The 21,053-nt window shown below is 58.4% G+C and carries 26 protein-coding genes and 1 pseudogene; 12 read left to right on the forward strand and 15 right to left on the reverse strand.

What is annotated here, in order from left to right:
• Nucleotides 1–25: 25 nt before the first annotated feature.
• Genes rpmI through thrS form a run of 3 tightly spaced genes read right to left on the reverse strand, consistent with a single transcriptional unit; the run spans nucleotide 26 to nucleotide 2,754 of the window.
• Entirely contained in the window at nucleotides 26–220 is a 195-nt protein-coding gene (gene rpmI / locus BMX59_RS19015) for a 50S ribosomal protein L35 (protein WP_002553160.1), read from the reverse strand.
• Between the two features lie 60 nt (nucleotides 221–280).
• Nucleotides 281–832: a translation initiation factor IF-3 gene (gene infC / locus BMX59_RS19020; protein WP_169850653.1), complete on the reverse strand. Its 552-nt coding sequence runs from the start codon at nucleotides 830–832 to the stop codon at nucleotides 281–283.
• Nucleotides 832–2,754 (reverse strand): threonine--tRNA ligase, encoded by a 1,923-nt coding sequence (gene thrS / locus BMX59_RS19025; RefSeq protein ID WP_003192490.1) that lies wholly within the window; start codon nucleotides 2,752–2,754, stop codon nucleotides 832–834. The genes infC and thrS overlap by 1 nt, the downstream gene beginning before the upstream one ends.
• Before the next feature lie 367 nt (nucleotides 2,755–3,121).
• Between thrS and BMX59_RS19030 the strand changes: the two genes are divergently transcribed.
• On the forward strand, nucleotides 3,122–3,436 hold the full coding sequence (locus tag BMX59_RS19030) for a hypothetical protein (RefSeq protein WP_016978147.1): 315 nt from the start codon (nucleotides 3,122–3,124) through the stop codon (nucleotides 3,434–3,436).
• Nucleotides 3,437–3,725: 289 nt separating this feature from the next.
• Nucleotides 3,726–3,938 carry a cold-shock protein gene (locus BMX59_RS19035; protein WP_003234260.1) on the forward strand — a complete coding sequence of 71 codons (213 nt, stop codon included), beginning with the start codon at nucleotides 3,726–3,728 and terminating at the stop codon, nucleotides 3,936–3,938.
• Between the two features lie 73 nt (nucleotides 3,939–4,011).
• Here the strand turns inward: BMX59_RS19035 and BMX59_RS19040 are convergent, their stop codons facing one another.
• Complete coding sequence (locus tag BMX59_RS19040) at nucleotides 4,012–4,332, reverse strand: I78 family peptidase inhibitor (RefSeq protein ID WP_092250399.1); 321 nt, start codon at nucleotides 4,330–4,332, stop codon at nucleotides 4,012–4,014.
• Between the two features lie 143 nt (nucleotides 4,333–4,475).
• A complete protein-coding gene (locus tag BMX59_RS19045; RefSeq protein WP_071492213.1) occupies nucleotides 4,476–4,784 on the reverse strand; it encodes a hypothetical protein in 309 nt (102 codons plus the stop codon).
• Between the two features lie 170 nt (nucleotides 4,785–4,954).
• Here BMX59_RS19045 and BMX59_RS19050 point away from each other — a divergent pair, with 170 nt between their 5' ends.
• Nucleotides 4,955–5,167, forward strand: coding sequence for a hypothetical protein (locus BMX59_RS19050; protein ID WP_010209115.1), 213 nt, complete (start codon nucleotides 4,955–4,957; stop codon nucleotides 5,165–5,167).
• 24 nt (nucleotides 5,168–5,191) lie between these two features.
• Here BMX59_RS19050 and BMX59_RS19055 read toward each other — a convergent pair whose 3' ends face one another.
• The 7 genes from BMX59_RS19055 to BMX59_RS19085 are packed head-to-tail and all read right to left on the reverse strand — an operon-like array spanning nucleotide 5,192 to nucleotide 12,156.
• The gene (locus BMX59_RS19055) at nucleotides 5,192–6,220 is read right to left on the reverse strand and encodes a nucleoside hydrolase (RefSeq protein WP_093124597.1); all 1,029 of its coding nucleotides are present in this window, start codon (nucleotides 6,218–6,220) and stop codon (nucleotides 5,192–5,194) included.
• Nucleotides 6,221–6,245: 25 nt separating this feature from the next.
• Complete coding sequence (rbsD, locus tag BMX59_RS19060) at nucleotides 6,246–6,650, reverse strand: D-ribose pyranase (RefSeq protein ID WP_071492190.1); 405 nt, start codon at nucleotides 6,648–6,650, stop codon at nucleotides 6,246–6,248.
• Nucleotides 6,647–7,564 (reverse strand): ribokinase, encoded by a 918-nt coding sequence (gene rbsK, locus BMX59_RS19065; RefSeq protein ID WP_092250396.1) that lies wholly within the window; start codon nucleotides 7,562–7,564, stop codon nucleotides 6,647–6,649. Before rbsK ends, rbsD begins: the two co-directional genes overlap by 4 nt.
• 23 nt (nucleotides 7,565–7,587) lie before the next feature.
• Nucleotides 7,588–8,610, reverse strand: a complete 1,023-nt coding sequence (locus BMX59_RS19070) for a LacI family DNA-binding transcriptional regulator (RefSeq protein ID WP_092250393.1) — start codon at nucleotides 8,608–8,610, stop codon at nucleotides 7,588–7,590.
• A 3-nt stretch (nucleotides 8,611–8,613) separates the two neighbouring features.
• Complete coding sequence (locus BMX59_RS19075; RefSeq protein WP_017528200.1) at nucleotides 8,614–9,591, reverse strand: ABC transporter permease; 978 nt, start codon at nucleotides 9,589–9,591, stop codon at nucleotides 8,614–8,616.
• On the reverse strand, nucleotides 9,588–11,141 hold the full coding sequence (locus BMX59_RS19080) for a sugar ABC transporter ATP-binding protein (RefSeq protein WP_071492193.1): 1,554 nt from the start codon (nucleotides 11,139–11,141) through the stop codon (nucleotides 9,588–9,590). Before BMX59_RS19080 ends, BMX59_RS19075 begins: the two co-directional genes overlap by 4 nt.
• A 58-nt stretch (nucleotides 11,142–11,199) precedes the next feature.
• The gene (locus BMX59_RS19085) at nucleotides 11,200–12,156 is read right to left on the reverse strand and encodes a sugar ABC transporter substrate-binding protein (RefSeq protein WP_092250390.1); all 957 of its coding nucleotides are present in this window, start codon (nucleotides 12,154–12,156) and stop codon (nucleotides 11,200–11,202) included.
• Nucleotides 12,157–12,708: 552 nt separating this feature from the next.
• Here BMX59_RS19085 and BMX59_RS19090 point away from each other — a divergent pair.
• The 3 genes from BMX59_RS19090 (at nucleotide 12,709) to BMX59_RS19100 (ending at nucleotide 14,914) form a co-directional block, all read left to right on the forward strand.
• Nucleotides 12,709–13,797, forward strand: a complete 1,089-nt coding sequence (locus tag BMX59_RS19090; RefSeq protein ID WP_071492194.1) for an asparaginase — start codon at nucleotides 12,709–12,711, stop codon at nucleotides 13,795–13,797.
• 171 nt (nucleotides 13,798–13,968) lie between these two features.
• Entirely contained in the window at nucleotides 13,969–14,220 is a 252-nt protein-coding gene (locus BMX59_RS19095) for a DUF1654 domain-containing protein (RefSeq protein WP_083351486.1), read from the forward strand.
• A 4-nt stretch (nucleotides 14,221–14,224) separates the two neighbouring features.
• Nucleotides 14,225–14,914: an endonuclease gene (locus BMX59_RS19100; RefSeq protein ID WP_071492196.1), complete on the forward strand. Its 690-nt coding sequence runs from the start codon at nucleotides 14,225–14,227 to the stop codon at nucleotides 14,912–14,914.
• A gap of 31 nt (nucleotides 14,915–14,945) precedes the next feature.
• Here BMX59_RS19100 and BMX59_RS19105 read toward each other — a convergent pair whose 3' ends face one another.
• On the reverse strand, nucleotides 14,946–15,311 hold the full coding sequence (locus BMX59_RS19105) for a penicillin-binding protein activator LpoB (RefSeq protein WP_092250381.1): 366 nt from the start codon (nucleotides 15,309–15,311) through the stop codon (nucleotides 14,946–14,948).
• A 263-nt stretch (nucleotides 15,312–15,574) separates the two neighbouring features.
• On the opposite strand from BMX59_RS19105, the gene csrA reads away from it, so the two are divergent.
• Nucleotides 15,575–15,769: a carbon storage regulator CsrA gene (csrA, locus tag BMX59_RS19110; RefSeq protein WP_058426265.1), complete on the forward strand. Its 195-nt coding sequence runs from the start codon at nucleotides 15,575–15,577 to the stop codon at nucleotides 15,767–15,769.
• 516 nt (nucleotides 15,770–16,285) lie between these two features.
• Here the strand turns inward: csrA and BMX59_RS19120 are convergent.
• Nucleotides 16,286–16,963 (reverse strand): HAD family hydrolase, encoded by a 678-nt coding sequence (locus BMX59_RS19120; protein WP_093124611.1) that lies wholly within the window; start codon nucleotides 16,961–16,963, stop codon nucleotides 16,286–16,288.
• Between the two features lie 135 nt (nucleotides 16,964–17,098).
• On the opposite strand from BMX59_RS19120, the pseudogene BMX59_RS19125 reads away from it, so the two are divergent.
• The 5 genes and pseudogenes from BMX59_RS19125 to BMX59_RS19145 all read left to right on the forward strand — a co-directional run.
• A pseudogene (locus BMX59_RS19125) lies at nucleotides 17,099–17,575 on the forward strand (alpha/beta fold hydrolase); the annotation flags it as partial.
• Nucleotides 17,576–17,686: 111 nt separating this feature from the next.
• Nucleotides 17,687–17,932, forward strand: a complete 246-nt coding sequence (locus tag BMX59_RS19130) for a DUF2790 domain-containing protein (RefSeq protein WP_071492201.1) — start codon at nucleotides 17,687–17,689, stop codon at nucleotides 17,930–17,932.
• 42 nt (nucleotides 17,933–17,974) lie between these two features.
• Nucleotides 17,975–18,646, forward strand: coding sequence for a heavy metal response regulator transcription factor (locus tag BMX59_RS19135; RefSeq protein ID WP_071492202.1), 672 nt, complete (start codon nucleotides 17,975–17,977; stop codon nucleotides 18,644–18,646).
• Complete coding sequence (locus tag BMX59_RS19140; RefSeq protein ID WP_092250374.1) at nucleotides 18,643–20,043, forward strand: heavy metal sensor histidine kinase; 1,401 nt, start codon at nucleotides 18,643–18,645, stop codon at nucleotides 20,041–20,043. Before BMX59_RS19135 ends, BMX59_RS19140 begins: the two co-directional genes overlap by 4 nt.
• A 124-nt stretch (nucleotides 20,044–20,167) precedes the next feature.
• On the forward strand, nucleotides 20,168–20,392 hold the full coding sequence (locus tag BMX59_RS19145; RefSeq protein WP_058426270.1) for a hypothetical protein: 225 nt from the start codon (nucleotides 20,168–20,170) through the stop codon (nucleotides 20,390–20,392).
• 15 nt (nucleotides 20,393–20,407) lie between these two features.
• Here BMX59_RS19145 and pcp read toward each other — a convergent pair whose 3' ends face one another.
• Entirely contained in the window at nucleotides 20,408–21,049 is a 642-nt protein-coding gene (gene pcp, locus BMX59_RS19150; RefSeq protein WP_093124617.1) for a pyroglutamyl-peptidase I, read from the reverse strand.
• Nucleotides 21,050–21,053: the final 4 nt, after the last annotated feature.

Below are 21,053 nucleotides of genomic sequence, written 5' to 3' on the forward strand. Positions count from 1 at the left end.
ACTTCCTCTATTCTTGATCCAAAAATTAACGAAGGCGCAGCATGCGCTCGACTTTTGCCACGTCAGACGGATGCAGCAAGCTGCTACCGCGCAGTTGACGCTTACGCTTGGTCGACATTTTGGTCAGGATGTGGCTCTTGAAAGCGTGCTTGTGCTTGATACCGTTAGCAGTTTTCAGAAACCGCTTAGCAGCACCACTTTTAGTCTTCATCTTTGGCATGTTCGGATACTCCGCATTCAGTTGATAAACATAATCAGAAGGCCTGCCGTGCCCTGTTGATTACTTCTTCTTTTTCGGGGCGATGACCATGATCAGCTGGCGTCCTTCCATCTTAGGATGCTGTTCGACCGAACCGTACTCGAGCAGGTCAGCTTCAACCCGCTTGAGGAGTTCCATCCCCAGCTCCTGGTGGGCCATCTCACGGCCGCGGAATCGCAAGGATACCTTGGCCCTGTCCCCATCACTCAGGAAACGTACCAGGTTGCGCAGTTTTACCTGGTAATCCCCTTCCTCCGTCCCTGGACGAAACTTGATTTCTTTTACTTGAATCTGCTTCTGGTTCTTCTTCGCCGCAGCAATCTGCTTCTTCTTTTCGAAGATCGACTTGCCGTAGTCCATCACCCGGCAAACAGGCGGGACTGCGTCGGCGGAGATTTCCACCAGGTCCAATTTGGACTCTTCAGCGATACGAAGCGCTTCATCAATCGAGACGATGCCAATCTGCTCGCCGTCAGCGCCAATTAACCGAACCTCGCGTGCCGAGATATTCTCGTTGATCGGGGCTTTCGGTGCAGCTCGTTTATCTTGTCTCATTTCACGCTTAATAATAATTACTCCGAATCTGGGCGACCACGCCGGGAAACCGCTTGCGCGAGGAACTCAGCGAACTGGGCGACGGGCATCGAGCCCAGGTCAGCACCTTCACGAGTACGCACAGCGACAGTCTGCATCTCGACTTCCCGATCTCCGATAACCAAAAGATAGGGAACCTTGAGCAAAGTATGCTCGCGGATTTTAAAGCCGATCTTTTCATTTCTCAAGTCGGACTTGGCACGAAATCCGCTTTCGTTGAGTGTTTTTTCAACTTCAGCGGCAAAATCTGCCTGTTTATCAGTGATATTCATGATCACTGCCTGGGTCGGAGCCAGCCACGCAGGGAATGCACCCTCGTAGTGCTCGATCAGGATCCCGACGAACCGTTCGAACGAGCCAAGGATCGCCCGGTGCAGCATAACCGGGTGCTTACGGCTGTTGTCTTCGGAGACGTATTCGGCTCCCAGACGGATCGGCAGGTTAAAATCGAGCTGCAGGGTACCACACTGCCAGACGCGGCCAAGGCAATCTTTCAGCGAGAACTCGATCTTCGGACCGTAGAAAGCGCCCTCGCCCGGTTGCAGGTCGTACGCAAGGCCCGCACTGTCGAGCGCAGCGGCCAGTGCCGCTTCGGCGCGGTCCCACAGTTCGTCGGAGCCGACGCGTTTTTCCGGACGAGTGGACAGCTTCATCTCGACTTCGGTAAAGCCGAAATCACGATAAACGTCCATGGTCAGCTTGATGAACGCGGCGGATTCGGCCTGCATCTGCTCCTCGGTGCAGAAGATGTGGGCGTCGTCCTGGGTAAAACCACGCACGCGCATGATGCCGTGCAGCGCACCCGATGGCTCGTTACGGTGGCAGGCACCGAACTCGGCCAGGCGCATCGGCAACTCGCGGTAGCTCTTCAGGCCCTGGTTGAACACCTGCACGTGGCAAGGGCAGTTCATGGGCTTGATGGCGTAGTCGCGGTTTTCCGACTGGGTGGTGAACATGTTGTCGGCGTAGTTGGCCCAGTGCCCGGACTTTTCCCACAGGCTGCGGTCAACGACCTGAGGTGTCTTGATCTCCAGGTAGCCATTTTCGCGCTGAACTTTGCGCATGTATTGCTCGAGCACCTGGTACAGGGTCCAACCGTTCGGATGCCAGAACACCATGCCCGGCGCTTCTTCCTGGAGGTGGAACAGGTTCAGGCGCTTGCCGATCTTGCGGTGGTCGCGTTTCTCGGCTTCTTCGATGCGCTGGATGTAGGCCGCCAGTTGCTTCTTGTCAGCCCAGGCAGTGCCATAGATCCGCTGCAGTTGCTCGTTCTTCGCGTCCCCACGCCAGTAGGCGCCGGACAGCTTGGTCAGCTTGAAGGACTTGAGAAAGCGTGTGTTCGGCACGTGCGGGCCACGGCACATGTCGACGTATTCTTCGTGGTAGTACAGGCCCATGGCCTGCTCGTCCGGCATGTCTTCCACCAGGCGCAGTTTGTAGTCTTCGCCACGGGCGGTGAACACGTCGATCACTTCGGCGCGCGGCGTGACCTTCTTGATCACGTCGTAGTCTTTTTCGATCAGCGCGTGCATGCGTTGTTCGATGGCAGCCAGGTCGTCCGGAGTGAAAGGACGCTCGTAGGCAATGTCGTAATAGAAGCCTTCTTCAATGACGGGACCGATCACCATCTTCGCGGTGGGGTACAGCTGCTTGACCGCATGGCCAATCAAGTGCGCGCAAGAGTGGCGAATGATCTCCAGCCCCTCTTGATCCTTGGGCGTGATGATTTGCAGGCTGGCATCGGAGGTGATCAGGTCGCTGGCATCGACCAGCTTGCCGTCGACCTTGCCGGCCACAGTGGCCTTGGCCAGGCCTGCACCAATGGATGCGGCGACCTCGGCTACGGAAACCGGATGATCGAATGAACGTTGACTGCCGTCGGGAAGAGTAATAGTTGGCATGGCGCCTCCTCTCCTAGTGGTGACCCCTACCAAAGGTCACGTGGGTTGGGATGAGCCAGTACAAGATCCAACACCAGGCCGTTCAATGATGAACGCCTGCCTTACAGCGGCAGGAGCCTTTCGGCCAACCGATAATCGAACCAGAGTGACTGGAGTGAGCTAAAAAGAACCTGGCAAGGCGGCAATTGGCACGCCTGGAAATAGCCAAGCGCAAGATGCTAGCACAGATGAACGGTCATCGCGGCGCTGCTATCTTGCGTTACGACAAAATCCGCCATTTATAGCTGCAAAAGTGAACTTGAGCTGTACGCAATGCCTCAAACCCACTGAGAATCGCCGTTCGTCCTCGACCCAAAGGAGCATCCTCATGATGCGTTTTACCTCTACCCTCGCTCTCGCCGCTTCCCTGACCCTTCTTTCCCTCGGTGCACAGGCGGCCGCTCCGTCCAACTGGCCAGCCGGTGCCCGTGACAGCTTTGTCAGCGATTGCAGCGCAGCCGCCAGCCAGAACGTAGACGTCAAAACTGCCAAAGCCCACTGCGAATGTGGCGCCGACAAGATCAACGCCGAATTGAGCACCGCGGAAATCAAAGAGCTCATGACCAACCAGAACGCCAGCCCGGAGCTTAAAAACAAAGCAGTCGCGGCTATTTCGTCCTGCAAAGTCGTGAAGAAAAAGTAAGATCCGCCACAGATCAGACGGTTTTTTTACCGGTAAAACGGCTGTAAAACTGCCATTTCTCACAAATTACGCAGCTTTTACGGCTTTTTTTACCAGTTGATATTTCGGGCGCAAGCCCCGTGGATCGGGGCTTTCAGCCGGAACAGGGACTAAACGCAACGCTATTGATTAGCAAACAATGCCTTGGGGGGGCTCCCAAGCCGAACATTTCGACTATGATAGCCCGGTGTGCCCAGTTGGCCTGAGCAGCACAGCACTACTGAAAATATATGTTTCTTGGAGATACACCATGTCTAATCGCCAAACCGGCACCGTTAAATGGTTCAACGATGAAAAAGGCTTCGGCTTCATCACTCCTCAAGGTGGCGGTGACGACCTGTTCGTACACTTCAAAGCTATCGAAAGCGACGGTTTCAAAAGCCTGAAAGAAGGCCAAACCGTTTCCTTCGTGGCTGAGAAAGGCCAAAAGGGTATGCAAGCTGCACAGGTTCGCGGCGAGTAATTCTCCGCTGAGCTAAAAAAACCCCGTCCATGTGACGGGGTTTTTTATGGGCACTGCAAAAGCCTTGAGAGACTTAGCCGCAATTGACCCGCGTGATCACCAGGTTGTCATCGGTGTTCAGGTTGAGGCGGTCGGAGCGGTACTCCAGGGTGATCATGTCATTCGGCTTGAGGATCCGCGCGTTCTGCGCACCGGCACGGGTACGCGCCTGCTCCAGCAACTCGGGCGAGGCTTTCTGGCCGATCGTGAATTCGGCGGCCTTCGACTCACAGCGGCTATGACCGGCGTCGGTCACGGTGGCGTCTTTGCCTGGCTCAGAGGCACCCGGGGTGCTGCAACCCGCCAACGCAAGTGCCGCCAACAAAGTACCGAATGATGCGAGCTTCCAAGGCATGAAGCCTCCTATGATAAAAATGGACAGAGATCGTGCGACAGCGATTGTGCGGATTGGTTTCAAGACGTAAACCGCCGCCGGGCAAGTTTGCCTGAGTCGGGACAGGCATTCGCCCGCTCAATCGTGACCGGATATGAATGTGCTCAATAGATGTCGATGTAGTCGAACGCAGGCTTCGGCCAGTTTTCCTTCAGTGCATTGAAGATCTGTGTCACCCAGACTTCATCACTGGCGGCCACATTCCCTACGTATCCGGAACCCTTGGCCCAAGTCTCCAGCCGGAACAGCAGCCCATCGATATCAACGCCACCGACAACCCTCCCTGAAGAGATATAGGCAATTCCGGCCTTGGTCACCCGCAATTGGGCATGTTCATCGTCACTGGCACTGGCGAGGAGCTGGCGCACATTCGCCAGCGTCAGGTTCTCGGGGTTGTTCAAATCGATCTGCACGTGGTGTCCCCGGCAATTAAACAGGCGGACAGTGTCGCACAGCAGCAGCGTCATGCCGAATCGACTCATGCCTAAGTATCAGTGCCAAACGCGATGCAAAATGGTTAACTGGCCCGGTAAGAACCGCGTTCCAGCGCATTGCCCAGTACTTTCAGCCCCGTGAGACCTACATGACCACCGTAACGCTCCAAGCCGATATCAAAGCCAAGTGGCCCCAAGGACAAAGCTCCTACAGCCCCGGCAGCCCAGAGGAATTGGCAATCATCGGCATCGACCTGCTGGTCAAGGAACTGGGTACGCAGGCAGCCCAAGCGTTCATCGGCCAGATATTCGAGAAATACCCGGCCGATCACATGGGGGCACATGACCCCGAGCGCGAATAAGAACCGACTGGACCGGTCAACCCATTACTTCAGACGCGCCAGGCGCTCGGTCAGCAGATCGAAAAAGCCCTGGGCATCACCGTTCTCCACCCAGAACGCGTTCTTCGGTTGTTTCAGGCCGTCGTACCAGTCGACAATGGTCTGGCCGAAGGTTGGGCCTTCACGGCTGTCCACCACCACGTTGACCTCACGTCCGCTGAACAGCGAAGGCTTGAGCAGGTAGGCAATAACGGTTGCATCATGCACCGGGCCGCCGGGAATACCGTAGTGCTCCATGTCGCCCTTGACGTATTCATTGAGAATATCGCCAACCACCTTGCTCGCGTTGTTCTTGAGGTCGGCGATCTTTTTCAGGCGCGCTTCGCTGGTCAGAACCTTGTGGGTCACGTCCAGCGGCAGGTAGGTCAGCTTGACGCCGCTCTTGAGCACAATCTCAGCCGCGACCGGGTCGGCGAACAGGTTGAACTCCGCCACCGGCGTGATATTGCCGCCGTTGAAGTGCGCGCCGCCCATTACCACGACTTCCTTGATGCCCTGAGTGATTTCCGGTGCCTGGGTCAGCGCCAGTGCCAGGTTGGTCTGCGGGCCGAGCATCGCGATGGTGATGCTGTGCGGCTTGGCAGTGCTGAGGGTATTGATCAGGTAATCAACGGCATTGCCGTCCGCCAGGCCCTTTTTCGGCTCATGCACGGTGACGCCGGAAATGCCTTCCTTACCGTGGATATTCTCGGCGTAGATCGGCGTGCGCAGCAGCGGTGCGGGCGCACCGGCGTACACCGGGATATCCTCGCGCCCCGCCCATTCACGGGCCAGGCGTGCATTGCGGGAGGTCTTGTCCAGGCGCACGTTGCCGGCGACGGTGGTGAGCGCGCGAATGTTCAGCTCATCCTCGGAGGCCATGGCAAACAATAATGCCACCACATCATCGGCGCCTGGGTCGGTGTCGATGACCAGGTCGATTTTTTCCGCCGCCTGGGCGCTTGCAGCAGTGAGCGCAGACAAAAGCAGAACACTCCGGAACAGGTTTTTCAGGGTGGGAAGACCATATTGCATAAAACACTCCTTGTCGTTGAGAACGCTAGAACGTTACGCCGGACACCAGCGCGATATTGCAGTAAGGCTGGCATTCACCAGTGCGCACCACCGCGCGCGCCTTGTGGCTGAGCTGCTTGAATTCGTCATGGCTGACCAGGCGCCGCTCACCGAGGGCCGCCTGCTCTGTGAGCGCATTGAGCTCGACCAGCGCCGGTGGTTGCTTGAGCAGGATTTCTTCCGCCAGCACATGGCGTTCAACCTGCATCTCGCTGAGCACGATACGCAAGGTGCTGATGAAATCCGGGATGCCCTGGGTCAATGCCAGGTCGATCAACTCGACACCCGGCGGCACCGGCAGGCCAGCGTCACCGATCACGAGGATGTCACCGTGCCCCAGGGAGGCGATCACACGCGACAGGGCAATATTGAGCAGAGGTGTCTTTTTCATGAGGGCACAAAACCTTGTACGTCGTGCAGCGTTGGAATAGAGGGCTGCGCACCGGCGCGGGTGACCGACAATGCCGCCGCGACCTGGCCAAAACGAATGGCCTCGGCCTCGCTCTTGCCGTTGGCCAACGCCGCAGCAAAGCCACCGACGAACGTATCACCCGCTGCCGTTGTGTCTACCGCCTTGACCTTGGGCGCATGCAGGTGCTCGAAATTCTGGCCGTCGGTAAACAGTGCGCCCTGAGAGCCCAGGGTGACGATGACTTTGCCGGCGCCCGCCAGGATCAGTTGGGTGGCCGCGGCCTTGGCACTGTCAATGGAGTCGACGGCCACACCACTCAGTGCGCCAGCTTCGCTTTCATTGGGGATCAGGTAGTCGATCGAGGCGTACCACTCGGCCGGCAACGGCGCGCTGGCCGGTGCAGGGTTGAGGATCACCGTCTTGCCCAGCTCACGACCGCGCTTGAGGGCATAGCCTACCGTATTCATCGGCACTTCCAGCTGGCAGACGATCACCTCAGCCGTCTGCAGCACCGCATCAAACGCCTGCAATGAGGCTGGCGTCAGTTCGCCGTTACTGCCCGCCACGATCACAATCGCGTTCTGACTGCTGTCGTCGACCACGATCAAGGCCACGCCACTGGAACCGTCCACGGTGCTGACGGCCTGGCAATCGATGCCTTCCACCACCAACGCATCGCGCAACTGGATGCCATAGGCATCGCTGCCGACACAGCCGATCATCGACACATCGGCCCCCAAGCGTGCGCAGGCTACCGCCTGGTTCGCACCCTTGCCGCCAGGTACGGTTGAGAATGTCTGGCCGATCAAGGTTTCACCGGCACGGGGCAAACGGCTGGCACGGGTGACCAGGTCCATGTTCAAGCTGCCTATTACCACTACTTTTGCTGGCATACATCAGTACTCATCAATTCGGTTCAGCGGTATTGGGCGAACGTACCGGAGACAGGTGCCGTCGACTCACGCAACACGATGCTCGGCGTCACGATGCGTTGATCGAATGGCATTTGGGGTGTTGCAATTCTTCGCAGTAAAAGCTCGGCGGCCGTCTCGCCCAGTTGCACGATCGACTGCCCGACCGTGGTCAGCGCCGGGTAGACGTAACGGCTCATTTGAATGTCATCGAAACCGATCACCGACAGCTCGCCGGGTACGCGAATATTGCGCTCTGCCGCTGCACGCAATACGCCGAAACCTATCATATCGTTGCTGGCAAAAATCGCACTGGGCGGGTTTTGCGCCAGCAATTGCACAGCGGCGGCATAACCGCCCGTGCTGGTGAAATCGCTTTCCTGGGTGCGGTTGGCGGCCACTTCGGCACCGGCCTCGCGCAGCGCACGGTAAAAACCCGCCAAACGCATTTGCGCGACACGGGTATGGGCAGGGCCGCCAATGCAAGCAATGTCGCGATGGCCCAATTCGAGCAGGTGCCGGGTCGCCAGGTAGGCGCCCTCCTCGTGATCGATGCGCACCAGGTCCACATCAATGCCATCCAGCGCCCGGTCGACGATCACCATGGGCGTGCGCACTGCGCTCAAGCCGGCGGCGAGGCCACTGTCATCGCCGCCCACCGATGTGACGATCAAGCCGTCGATGCGCTTTTCCAGCAACACGCGCAAATAGTTGCGCTGCTTTTCAGCGTTGTCGTCGGAGTTGCACAGGATGACGCAGTAGCCGTTACGCTCGCAGTAATCCTCGATGCCGCGAGCCAGTTCTGCAAAATACGGGTTGAGGCTGTTGGGCACCAGCAAACCGATGGTGGCCGTGGTCTTGGCCTTGAGTGAGCGCGCGACGGCACTGGGCACGTAGTCGAGCTGCTTGATCGCCGCTTCAACCTTGATACGCACCGGCTCACTGACCGGGCGGGTCTTGTTCACCACATGGGACACCGTGGTGTAGGAAATACCCGCAAGCGCTGCCACATCCTTGATGGTTGCCATGGTTCAACCCCGCCGACTGGCGCGCCGGCTGCGGTAGGTATCGAGTACCACGGCAATCACGATCACGGCACCGGTGATGATGCGCTTGGTCGGTTCCGTGGCACCGATCTGCGCCAGGCCAGCCGCCAGTACCGAAATAATCAACACACCAAAGAAAGTACTGATTACCGAGCCGCGCCCGCCCATCAGGCTGGTGCCGCCGATCACCACAGCCGCAATCACTTGCAGCTCCAGGCCGGAGCCGGCGTTCGGGTCCGCCGCTTCCAGGCGCGAAATCTGGAACAGCGCCGCCACGCCGGCCAGCAGGCCCATGAGGCTGAACACCAGGATCTTGTAGGGCTTTGGATTGATCCCCGCCAGGCGCACGGCCTCTTCGTTGGTGCCGATACCGATCAGGTAACGACCAAACACAGTACGGGTCAACACCAGCTGCGCGACGATGATCACCAGCAACGCGATGATGAACGACGGCGAGATACCAAAGGCAATCGGGTTGGACAGCCAGGCAAATGAATCCCCGATGTAGGCGGTGCGCGAGCCGGTCATCTGGTAGGCGACGCCCCGGGCCATTTCCAGCACGCCGAGGGAGACGATAAACGACGGAATGCGCCAGGCCACGGTGATCGAGCCGGTGATGGTGCCGGCCAAGGCCGCACAGCCCATGCCCAGTACGGCAGCCGGCAACACGCTCCAGCCCCAGCCGAGGATCGCCACGCTGACGGCCGATGCAGCCAGTGCCAGCACCGAGCCCACCGACAGGTCGATCCCGCCGATGATCAGGATGAAAGTCATGCCCACCGCCAGCACCATGAGGTCCGGAATCTGGTTGGCCAGGGTACTGAAGGTGTCATAGGACAGGAAGTGATCGCTGAGCACCGAGAACAGCGCAATCATCGCCAGCAAGGCACCCGCAAGACCCAGGTAGGTACCCAGGCCATAGAAGTTGCCGCCGGTCTTGCCAGGGGAGGTTGTGGTTTTCATGGGGTATCCCTAAGCACTGCGTCGTTGAGCAGCGCATCACGTTTCTGATAGCCGGCGAAGGCGGCGGCGAGCAATTCATCCTGGGTCCAGCTGTCGCGCTCGAACGTCTCGATCAAGCGCCCGGCGGACAATACACCGATGCGATCGCAGATCAGCATGAGCTCACGCAGGTCGCTGGACACCACCACCAGCGCTTTGCCCTGGCGGGTCAACTCGCCCAGCAAGGCATAAATATCGAACTTGGCACCCACGTCGATGCCGCGGGTTGGCTCGTCGAACAGCATCACCGAGCAGTCGCGCTCCAGCCAGCGGCCAATCACCACCTTCTGCTGGTTACCGCCGGACAGTTCGGAGACCAACTGCGCCGGACTGGAACTGCGGATGCGCATGGCGTCAATCTGACGCTTGGCCAAGGCGGTTTCGTCGCGGCTGTTGACCACCCCACCGCCAGAGATTTCCGGCATATTGCCCAGGGCGATGTTGGCGCTGATGGACTGGGTCAGCAGCAGCCCTTCACCCTTGCGGTCTTCGGTGATCAGGGCAATGCCGTGGCCTACCGCGTCCACGGGCGAGCGGATGCTCACCACCTGGGCCGGCGAACCGAGCGCCACGGTGCCGCTGTCGGCCAGGTCGGCGCCGAAGATCAGGCGCAACAATTCAGTACGGCCGGCACCGATCAGGCCGGAGATGCCATAGATCTCGCCCGCACGCACTTCAAAGGACACGTCGCGGACCTTGTCCGAGCGGGTCAGGCCTTTTACGGTCAGCGCCGGCCCCCCGATGGTTCGCGGGCCCAGGTCGATGTGCTCGCCCAGCTCGCGCCCCACCATCAAGGTGACCAGTTGCTCGCTGTTGTAATTGGCCATCGGCTCGACACAGACCAGCTTGCCGTCGCGCAGTACCGCAATGCGCTGGGCAACACGGGCAAGTTCTTCCAGCCGGTGCGAAATATAGATGATCGCCACGCCCCTGGCCTGCAGACGGGTGATCTGTTCGAACAGCATCTCGACTTCACGGGCCGTGAGCATGGCCGTGGGTTCGTCAAGGATCAGTACGTGACAATCGCCGATCAGGTTGCGTGCGATTTCGACCATTTGCTGATGACCAATGCCCAGGCTGCCAACCAGAGTGTCAGGGTCGATAGCGTCCAGCCCGACCTGGGCCATGGCCTCGACCGCCGCCTTGCGCAGTTGCTTGCGGCTGATCCAGCCGCAGTGGCTGGGCAGGTTATCCAGGAACAGGTTTTCGGCAACGGTCAGCGTCGGCAGCAGGTTGAGTTCCTGCATGACCATGCGCACGCCCAGCTCTTCAGCCTGGGTGCGGCTGCCAGGGCGATAATCCTGGCCGTTGAACTGCATCTGCCCGGTGGTCGGCGTGACCAGCCCGCCGATGATCTTCGACAAGGTACTTTTGCCTGCGCCGTTTTCACCCGTCAGCGCCAGCACTTCCCCACGATTGAGCGTCAGGGTGATGTCGGACAGAACCGGTTGGGCATAGGTCTTGCCGATACCGCTGACCGAGAGGACAGCGTTCGGGGCGGAAGATGACATAGGAAAATCTCCAGGCGCCCGCCCAGGACGAGCGGGCGCTGTTGGGGTATTGCCGGAATTACTTCTTGAGGACGAGTTCGACCGGGGTCTCGATCACGCCGTCCTTGGCATCGACTTTCTCACCCTTGACCAGCTTGAGCGCATTCTGGATACCGAACACGGCTTGCTTGGCAGCGGCCTGGTCGGCGGTCGCCAGCACACGACCGTCCTGCAGCATCGGCTTGATGGCTTCGATGTTGTCATAGCCTACGACCAGCACCTTGCCGGCTTTGCCTGCCGCACGCACGGCGGAGACCGCGCCCAGGGCCATGTTGTCGTTACCGGCCAGCAGGGCCTTGAGGTCCGGGTATTCGCTCAGCATGGCGGACGCCACTTTCTGGCCCTGGTCGATTTCCCAGTTGCCGGATTGAGTGGACACAATCTTCATGCCGGCAGCGTCCATCGCATCCTTGTAGCCTGCGGTACGTTGCTGGGCGTTGGTGGTGGTCGGCACACCTTCGATAATGCCGACCTTGTCACCCGAGGCCAGTTGCTTGGCCAGGTAGTCACCCACCAGTTTCGAGCCTTTACGGTTGTCCGGGCCTACGAATGGGATATCGAGGTTCTTGCTTTTAAGCACATCCGGGTCGAGGCGGTTATCGATGTTGACGACCTTGATACCGGCATCGGAGGCCTTCTTCAGCACGGTGACCAGTGCCTTCGAATCAGCAGGCGCGATCACGATGGCGTTGACCTTGGCGAGGATCATCTGGTTGACGATATCGATCTGCGCGCTGGTGTCGGTTTCGTTCTTGATCCCGTTGGTGATCATGTCGAAATCGGCGGCGTGCTCTTTCTGATACGTCTTGGCACCGTCCTGCATGGTGACGAAGAATTCATTGGCGAGGGATTTCATGACCAGGCCGACCTTGGGTTTGGCGGCGTCATCGGCAAATGCAGAGGAGAGAGGCAGGGCAGCGGATGCGGCGGCAAGCACAGCGACAGCAAGAAGACGTCCAGCGAATGGCAGCTTCATGGTTTCACTCCGATCTTATGATTATTGTGAGCAACGCTTGCACCGAAGACCCCTTCGGCAGCCTTCCCACCCGGGGGACTGATACGAGCTATCACGATACTCAATGAGTGCTTCGTGAAACATCTCGCAAACGTTTGCGTTGTTCAAACTATGAGAACCTTGTCGAGATTTGTCAACGGTTGAAAACAGCCTTTCATCCAGGCCCTCCCTCACGCTTGGGCATAGATGCAGCTAAACATCACACACTTCCAATCGTTCTCTGAAACGACAGGCTGGAACGCATCATTCATGCATCCTCAAAAGCCTGGCGGTCAACTTTTCGGACAACCGAACGCAATGCGGTCCGATGTTCGGAAAGCCGGACACCCACATGATAAATAAGCCCGAAAAATCAATATTAACTGTTATAAATCAATAATTTAAATTGTTTTAGCGTTCACGCTGAGCCTGGTACAGATCCTGCTCTACCTCATCACCTCGTGGCATTCAGAACCGCACGGGTGTTCTAGGTGAACCTGCTACAGCACTCATCAAAAACCAGAGAGAAAAATAATGAAATCTGCACTGAAGACTTTTGTTCCGGGCGCGTTAGCCCTCCTGCTGTTGTTCCCCGTTGCCGCCCAGGCAAAGGAAGTTGAAACCAAGACCAAACTGTCCAACGTGGTGATCCTCGCCACCGGCGGTACCATTGCCGGCGCCGGCGCCAGCGCAGCCAACAGCGCCACCTACCAGGCAGCGAAAGTCGGTATCGAGCAATTGATCGCTGGTGTTCCTGAGCTTAGCCAGATCGCCAATGTGCGTGGCGAGCAAGTGATGCAAATTGCGTCCGAAAGCATCAACAATGACAACCTGCTGCAACTGGGTCGCCGCGTCGCCGAACTGGCCGACAGCAAGGATGTGGACGGCATCGTGATCACCCACGGTACCGACACCCTGGAAGAAACCGCCTACTTCCTGAACCTGGTGGAGAAAACCGACAAGCCAATCGTGGTGGTCGGCTCCATGCGACCAGGCACCGCCATGTCGGCGGACGGCATGCTCAACCTGTACAACGCTGTGGCCGTGGCCGGCAGCAAGGATGCACGCGGCAAAGGCGTGCTGGTCACCATGAACGACGAGATCCAGTCGGGTCGCGACGTCAGCAAGATGATCAATATCAAGACCGAAGCGTTCAAGAGCCCATGGGGCCCACTGGGCATGGTGGTTGAAGGCAAATCCTACTGGTTCCGCTTGCCGGCCAAGCGTCACACAATGGATTCGGAATTCGATATCAAGAACATCAAGAGCCTGCCGGACGTCGAGATCGCCTATGGCTACGGCAACGTGAGCGACACTGCCTACAAGGCCCTGGCTCAAGCAGGCGCCAAAGCCATCATCCACGCCGGCACTGGCAACGGCTCCGTGTCCTCCAAAGTCGTACCTGCCCTGGTGGAACTGCGCAAACAGGGTGTACAGATCATTCGCTCTTCCCACGTGAATGCCGGTGGCATGGTTCTGCGCAACGCCGAACAGCCTGACGACAAATACGACTGGGTGGCTGCACTCGACCTGAACCCGCAGAAAGCCCGCATCCTGGCCATGGTCGCCTTGACCAAGACCCAAGACAGCAAAGAGCTGCAGCGCATGTTCTGGGAATATTGATTCCTGACTGTCCCCCTGCAGGAGCGAGCATGCTCGCTCCTGCACCATCCCGCCCCGCCCTACACCCAATTGCCTGAATTGCTGTAAGACGAACTTCTTGAATTTTAAGTAGTTGCGAAATCGCCTACAGTTAAATACTGTATGTGCGTACAGCTTATTAAGGAATACTCCGTGGCAAAGTCCTCTTCCGCAGTGCCAACCGCACCTGATGCCTACGAACGCCTGGCTATTCGCGTGCAAAAGATCATCAATTCAACCAACGCCCAGAAAGCCAAGGCGGCGTTGATCTTCCGTTTGCCGGACGAGCCCGAGGATGAATGGGCGCGGTTGCTGGAGGAAATAGCAGAGAACGACAACGTCACCCTCGCCTATCGTGACGACGGTGGCGTACAGATTTTCTGGGTTGTACCGAAGGAAGATTGATTCAATGAGTGTCCGTTTTATCGCGGTTTGCTGCCTGTTTTTTGCTGTCACCGCCCACGCCCAGGCGCCACGCACGTTCAGTGAAGCCAAGAAAATCGCCTGGAAGCTCTACGCGCCACAATCCACCGAGTTCTATTGCGGCTGCAAGTACACGGGCAATCGCGTGGACTTGAAAGCCTGTGGCTACATCCCCCGCAAAAACGCCAATCGTGCCGCACGCATCGAATGGGAGCACATTGTTCCCGCCTGGCAGATCGGGCATCAGCGCCAATGCTGGCAGGACGGTGGACGTAAGAACTGCACGCGCCATGATGACGTGTTCAAGCGTGCCGAAGCGGACCTGCACAACCTGGTACCCAGCATCGGCGAGGTCAACGGTGACCGTAATAACTTCAGTTTTGGCTGGCTGCCGGTACAAAGCGGGCAGTATGGGTCTTGCCTGACTCAAGTGGATTTCAAGGCCAAGAAGGTCATGCCGCGCCCTTCCATCCGGGGAATGATCGCCCGCACCTATTTTTATATGAGCAAACAGTACGGCTTGCGCCTGTCGAAACAGGATCGCCAGTTGTACGAAGCCTGGAACAAGACCTACCCGGTGCAGGCCTGGGAGCGCCAGCGTAACCAGACAGTGGCGTGTGTGATGGGGCGCGGCAATGAGTTTGTCGGCCCGGTGAATCTGAAAGCCTGTAGTTGAAAATGGGCGAAACTCCCGCCCACCCGGCGCGTTACTGTGCCGCCTTGTGCTCGATAACCTGCGATTCGGTATCGGTTTTCTTGGCGCGCGCCATTTTCTCGTTGAGCAGTGCCTGCTTGGCCTGCGCTTCAGCCTTGGTCGCGAACGGCCCCAGCAGGACTTCGTCCTTGCCGTCAACCTTCACGATGTAAAAGTTGAAACCATGCTCCAGCAACCAGGCCGTGAGGTCGGTGATGGCCTGTAGCTTGTGGTCCGGCGGCCCGACCCACACGTCCCATTCCTGGGCAGCAATCGCGCCGGTTCGAGGCTGGTTTTCGGTCACGACAGGCTTGCTCCTGGGGGCCTCCACGCGTTTGTCCTCACCGCAACCGGCCAATGCCAACACCGCCATTGCCATCGCTACTTTACGCACTGCCCTGCTCCTTTAAAGATAAAGAGGCGACTTTATCATTCACTGTCTATTCTGGCCGTCATAAACATTGGCTTAAACAATGCGAATCATGTATCGCAGACCTGTATGATGCCGCCATGGGAATTAATGTCGCCTCTATGCGTCCTAAAAAGAGGCAGTCACAGGGAAGCGCTTAGCAGTAAGCTACACACATCCGACACCTGCCCTGTCTGAAACATGTGTCCTTAAAAGTAATCAAGGAGAAGTCCATGCTGATACTCACCCGCAAAGTTGGTGAAAGCATAAACATCGGTGATGACATCACGGTCACCATCCTGGGCGTCAGCGGCCAGCAAGTAAGAATCGGCATCAACGCACCCAAGGATGTTGCCGTGCATCGCGAGGAGATCTACCAGCGCATCCAGGCCGGTTTGACTGCCCCGGACAAAAACCAGACGCCTTGAAGCGCCCTCAGTAGCCAGCCCTTTCGTGCACTGTAATGGCTGGCGAAAACCTCTTCACACCGCTCTTGTCATTGCTGCGTGACTGACGCCACCAATACGTTCATCTTCATGGAAAGATGAAACTGTCTTCACGCCCGGAACTTGTTGTTTCATTCTCAGCCGAATCTTCTGACTGACACTCAGCCATCCGTGTGCATTCAGGAGCATGTCGATGCGGCCCAGGCCCCCACCGCCATTTGCCTACACGTCTTGGATGATCGCCTTATCGATAGGATGGGTCTTCGCAGGGCTGGCCTATGGTTTGAAGTATGCAATCGAAGGCTCCGGCTCCGCCGCCCCTCATTCAGGGCTGGACTTGGCGCTGCTGCTTTGCGGGTACTTGTTCCTGTTTTGTCTCAAACCCATCCAGAAGTCCGTGCAACGCAGGTTGTGCCGGCAAACGCGTCAGTGACATCGCGCTCATCGCTAGCAGCCCCCCTATCAACAGCGTCACAGCGCGAGTTTGGCCTTTTCGTATCAGCCCGCCCGACTCTGCAAGTACAACAAGCCGTCTGCGTCACGCTGTACGTCCAACTGCTGGTACCCGTCTATCGAAGGGTGGTCAGTGGCCATAGGCGTGTGATGCGTCGACGTCACGACCATCACATCCGCGCCTGCGGCCTCTCCCGCACGAATACCCACCGGCGCATCTTCAAACACCAGGCATTCCTGCACCGGCACACCCAGGCGTTGCGCCCCCAAAACGTAACAAGCCGGATTCGGCTTGCCGACAGCCACGTCTTCAGCCGTCACCAATACCGCCGGCGGCGCAATGCCCGCTGCTTGCAGTCGGCGCAACGCCAACTCCCTGGGGGCAGAAGTGACCAACGCCCATTGATCACCCGGCAGGCGGTTCAGAAACGCCACGGCGCCGGAAATCGCCACAACACCTTCGACATCATTGATTTCTGCCTCGGTGATCCACTGCGCTTCAACCTCGGGATCGACGCCCGGCAATGCCTGGCGTGTGATGGTGTCGATCGCGCGGGCGCCGTGAATAGTCGTCAAAAAAGCCGCCACATCCAGCCCATGACGTTCAGCCCAGATGCTCCACACCCGCTCGGCAGCGGCAATGGAGTTGAGCAAGGTCCCATCCATATCAAACAAAAAGGCACGGTAACGGCGATTGAACACGGCTGAAGCTCGGATAGACACTGAGCGAATTCCTCATGGGCGGAAAAATGATAGCCCGATGCAATCTACGGATCACCTCGGTGCTTGTAAACGCTACCGAGGTCGATTGCATTACAGGTTTGTAATGGAGCGGTAAGTCTTACCAGCACCCTCACTTCATACAGTGGAGTCGACGCCGGGGCCAACCCGAAGGTCAGCGCCCTGGTGTACGTGGCCGCCCGCGCGCCTGACGCCAATGAGGACTTTGTCGCGCTCTCGGCAAAGTATCCAAGCATGCCGGTGCGGGCCGGCGTTGAAGACCACGACGGCTACCTCACCCTGAGCCAGGAGGCCTTCCTCAAATACTTTGCCGGCGATGTGCCGCATGCCAAGGCCATGGAGCTGTACGCCGTGCAGCAGCCCATCGCCAAGACCCTGTTCAGCGGTCGCACCGTCAATGCCGCCTGGCACACCAAGCCTTCCTGGTATGCAGTGTCGGCGAATGACCAGACCATCAATCCGGACTTGGAGCGCTTCCTCGCCAAGCGCATGAACGCCACCACCATCGAGCTGCCTTCGAGCCATCTGTCGCTGGTGTCCCACGCCAAGGAAATCACCGACCTGATCCTCGAGGCCTCTGGCCGCCAGCCCTGAGCCGTGCATTACAAACTTGTCATCATCCTGTTGGTTGGCTGTTCGGGGTGCCTGGTTACCGTGAACTCACTGTCACGATCTGGCAGCCAACCCTTTAAGAGAGATACCACCATGAAACTGTTTGTCCTCGGTTTTACCGCTCTGCTCGCTACCGGTTCCGTGCTTGCCGCAGAACCTGTGATCCATGACAAAACCGGCTTCTTCGTGCACCTGGATGTGGCCAAAGTGCTGTCGAGCACCGACACCTACGGCCAATGCGGCATCGTCCCGGCGCGCCTCGACTACCTGGACAGCCAGGGTCGCGAACATGTGTTGGACTACCAGGTCCAGGGCATCGGTTGCGCCAGCGACAATTGATCGGGCTACACTTGCGCCACGCATTGAGACAGGGCACTTTCCATGAACATTCTTGTAGTCGAAGACGAACCCAAGGCCGGCAATTACCTGCTCAACGGCCTGCAGGAACTGGGTTACTCCGTCAGCCTCGCCCGTGACGGCGTGGACGGTTTGCACCAGGCCCTGGAAACAGCGTTCGACGTGATCGTGCTGGATGTGATGATGCCGAAAATGGACGGCTGGGAGGTGCTGCGCCGCCTGCGAAAGGAAGCGGATACGCCGGTACTTTTCCTGACGGCTCGCGACGACATTGCCGACCGCATCAAGGGCCTGGAGCTGGGTGCCGATGATTACCTGATCAAGCCTTTTTCCTTCGCCGAACTGGTGGCACGTTTGCGAACCCTGACCCGTCGTGGCCCAAGCCGCGAGGAGGAACAGCTGCAGATCGCCGACCTGCAAATCGACGTGCTCAAACGCCGTGTCACCCGCGCCGGCACCCGCATCACCCTGACCAACAAAGAGTTCGCCTTGCTGCACCTGTTCGCCACTCATCAGGACCAGGTGCTGTCCCGTTCGCTGATCGCGTCGCGGGTGTGGGACATGAATTTCGACAGCGACACCAACGTGGTTGACGTGGCCGTACGGCGCCTGCGCCTGAAAATCGACGACCCGTTCCAGCTCAAGCTGATCCACAGCGTGCGTGGCATCGGCTACCGTTTCGATACCCAGCCATGAACACACGCCGTCATTACTCCCTGACCCTGCGCCTGGCGTTGATCTTCGCCCTGCTCGCCTTCGCCCTGCTGGCGACCCTCGGTGTGGCGCTGTATCGCGAACTGGAGCGGGAATTGATCATGCGTGACGACGCGGCCTTGATCTACCGCATCGATCAGTTGCGCAACCTGCTCAATGACAGCAACACCCTGGACCTGATCAAGACCAAGCCGGAGTTGTTCCAGAACATGCTCGGCAACCGCGAATCGGTACTGAGCATCGCCGCGCCAGGACAGAAGCCATTGCTGACGGTCAATCCCGGCAATATCGACCTGCCTTCCATACCCCCGGTCCCCAAGAACCACGAACTGACGCTCGCCGACGTACACCATTTTCCCAGCATCAACGGCGTACCCTTCGCCACCGTCGCCGCGTCCATCGACTCCGGCGACCTGGGCAGCCTGCAAGTCACCACGGGGCGCCTGATGACCGAGCGCACCAGCGTACTCGCCAGCTATCGACTGAGCGTTTATATCCTGGCGAGCGTTGCCGCAATCATCCTGGCCCTGGTCGGCTACCTGCTGGTTCATCGCGGGCTGTTACCGTTGCGACGCCTGGCCCGGCACGCTCAAGGCATTGGCGTCGGCAACCTCGCCGAACGCCTCGACAGCCACGGTGCGCCTAAGGAACTGCTGCCGATGATTGATTCATTCAATACCATGCTTGAGCGGCTGGCCAAGGGCTTTGTCCAACTGGGTCAGGTGTCCACCGACATGGCCCACGAGCTGCGCACACCCATCAACAATTTGCTGGGGGAAACCCAGGTCGCCCTGCAACAGCACCGCAGCATTGAAAGTTATCAGCAGTTGTTGGCGTCCAATGTGGAAGAGCTTGAACGCCTGGCGCGGATGCTCGATAACATGCTGTTCCTCGCGCGCACCGACCCGGCCAGTGCTTTGCGGCAACGCCAGGAACTCAGTGCCTGGGACGAGGTGGAACGCATCGCCGAGTACTTTGAGGGCTTGGCGGGTGATGTGGATATCAGCATTCACGCCGAAGGTGAAGGCGTGATCTGGGCGGAGCCAATGCTGCTGCGCAGGGCCTTGGCGAACCTGTGCGCCAACGCCATCAAATATGGTGCGCCAGGTACCGAGCTGGAGATCCGCGCCGTGCCAAGCGCCGATGGCATTCACCTGAGGGTCAGCAATCAAGGCGAGACCATCGCCGCCGAGCATCTGCCGCGGCTGTTCGAACGGTTTTACCGGGTGGATGAGTCACGGGAACGTTCTGCACAGTCCAACGGGTTGGGATTATCGATTGTGGCAACCATCATGCAACTGCATAACGGGCGGTACAGCGTAAGCAGTGAGGCAGGTGTGACGTGTTTTGAGTTGTTCTTTCCTAGACGGGAAGATTGAGCGCAAACGCCCGGTGTTATTTTGCAAAGGTTTGTCTCTTAACACTGGTCGCAAGCCAGACTAGTCTCGCTTCCCAAGGGGCTCAAGGGAGAGCCGGCAGCGGTAAAATTATGGAGATCCTGAAATGGAAATGCGATTAGGTTTACTGGAAAAGGGGCTGGCTGAAATGAATGAGAAGCTGATCACCGTTTCGAGCAAGGCAGATGCCATGGACAAGCACTTCGCTTCCAAGGCAGACCTGGCAACTACTGAACTGAACCTTATCAAATGGTACGTGGCAACCGCATTCGCCATGACAGGCCTGGCTTGCGCTATCACCTTCGGGCTTACCCGACTGTTTGCGATTTGAGGAGCGTCGGGCCGATCAGCTGACCTGCCCGCCCGCTTCCTCTGCATCTACCGGTGTTTGCCACGCCGCCAGCACAGCTGTCTGCAGCCCCGCAACCAACGTATCCAACGCCATTGAGGGCCGCTGTGAATCTGCCACCTGCTCTGGCAGAAAAGGTACGTGGATAAACCCACTGCGTACCCCAGAACCTGCGAGCGCATGCTGCAACAGATAAAACACCTGGTTACACACAAATGTCCCAGCCGTCTGCGATACCGAGGCCGCGACTCCCGCGTCGCGCACAGCCTTGACCATCGCCTTGATCGGCAAGGTCGTGAAGTAGGCCGCCGGGCCGCCGGCTACGACAGCCGTATCGATAGGCTGCTCCCCGAGGTTATCGGGGATGCGTGCATCATTGATATTGATCGCCACCCGTTCGACTGAGATATCGCTACGCCCAGGCCCCAGGCCAGTCGCAATCACCATCGCAGGGTGCAACTCGTCGATCAGCCCGGTCAGGCACGCGCCCGCCGTGGCAAATGCGCAAGGCAGCAATCGCGCAACAATCTGCACATCGCTCCCCAGTCGCACGCCGTCCAGTTGGCGCACGGCTTCCCAGGAGGGGTTCACCCGGTCTTGATCAAAGGGCTCGAAACCCGTCAGCAGTACAATTTGCATCACG

The organism is Pseudomonas sp. NFR09, from assembly GCF_900111535.1.
GTDB lineage: Bacteria > Pseudomonadota > Gammaproteobacteria > Pseudomonadales > Pseudomonadaceae > Aquipseudomonas > Aquipseudomonas extremorientalis.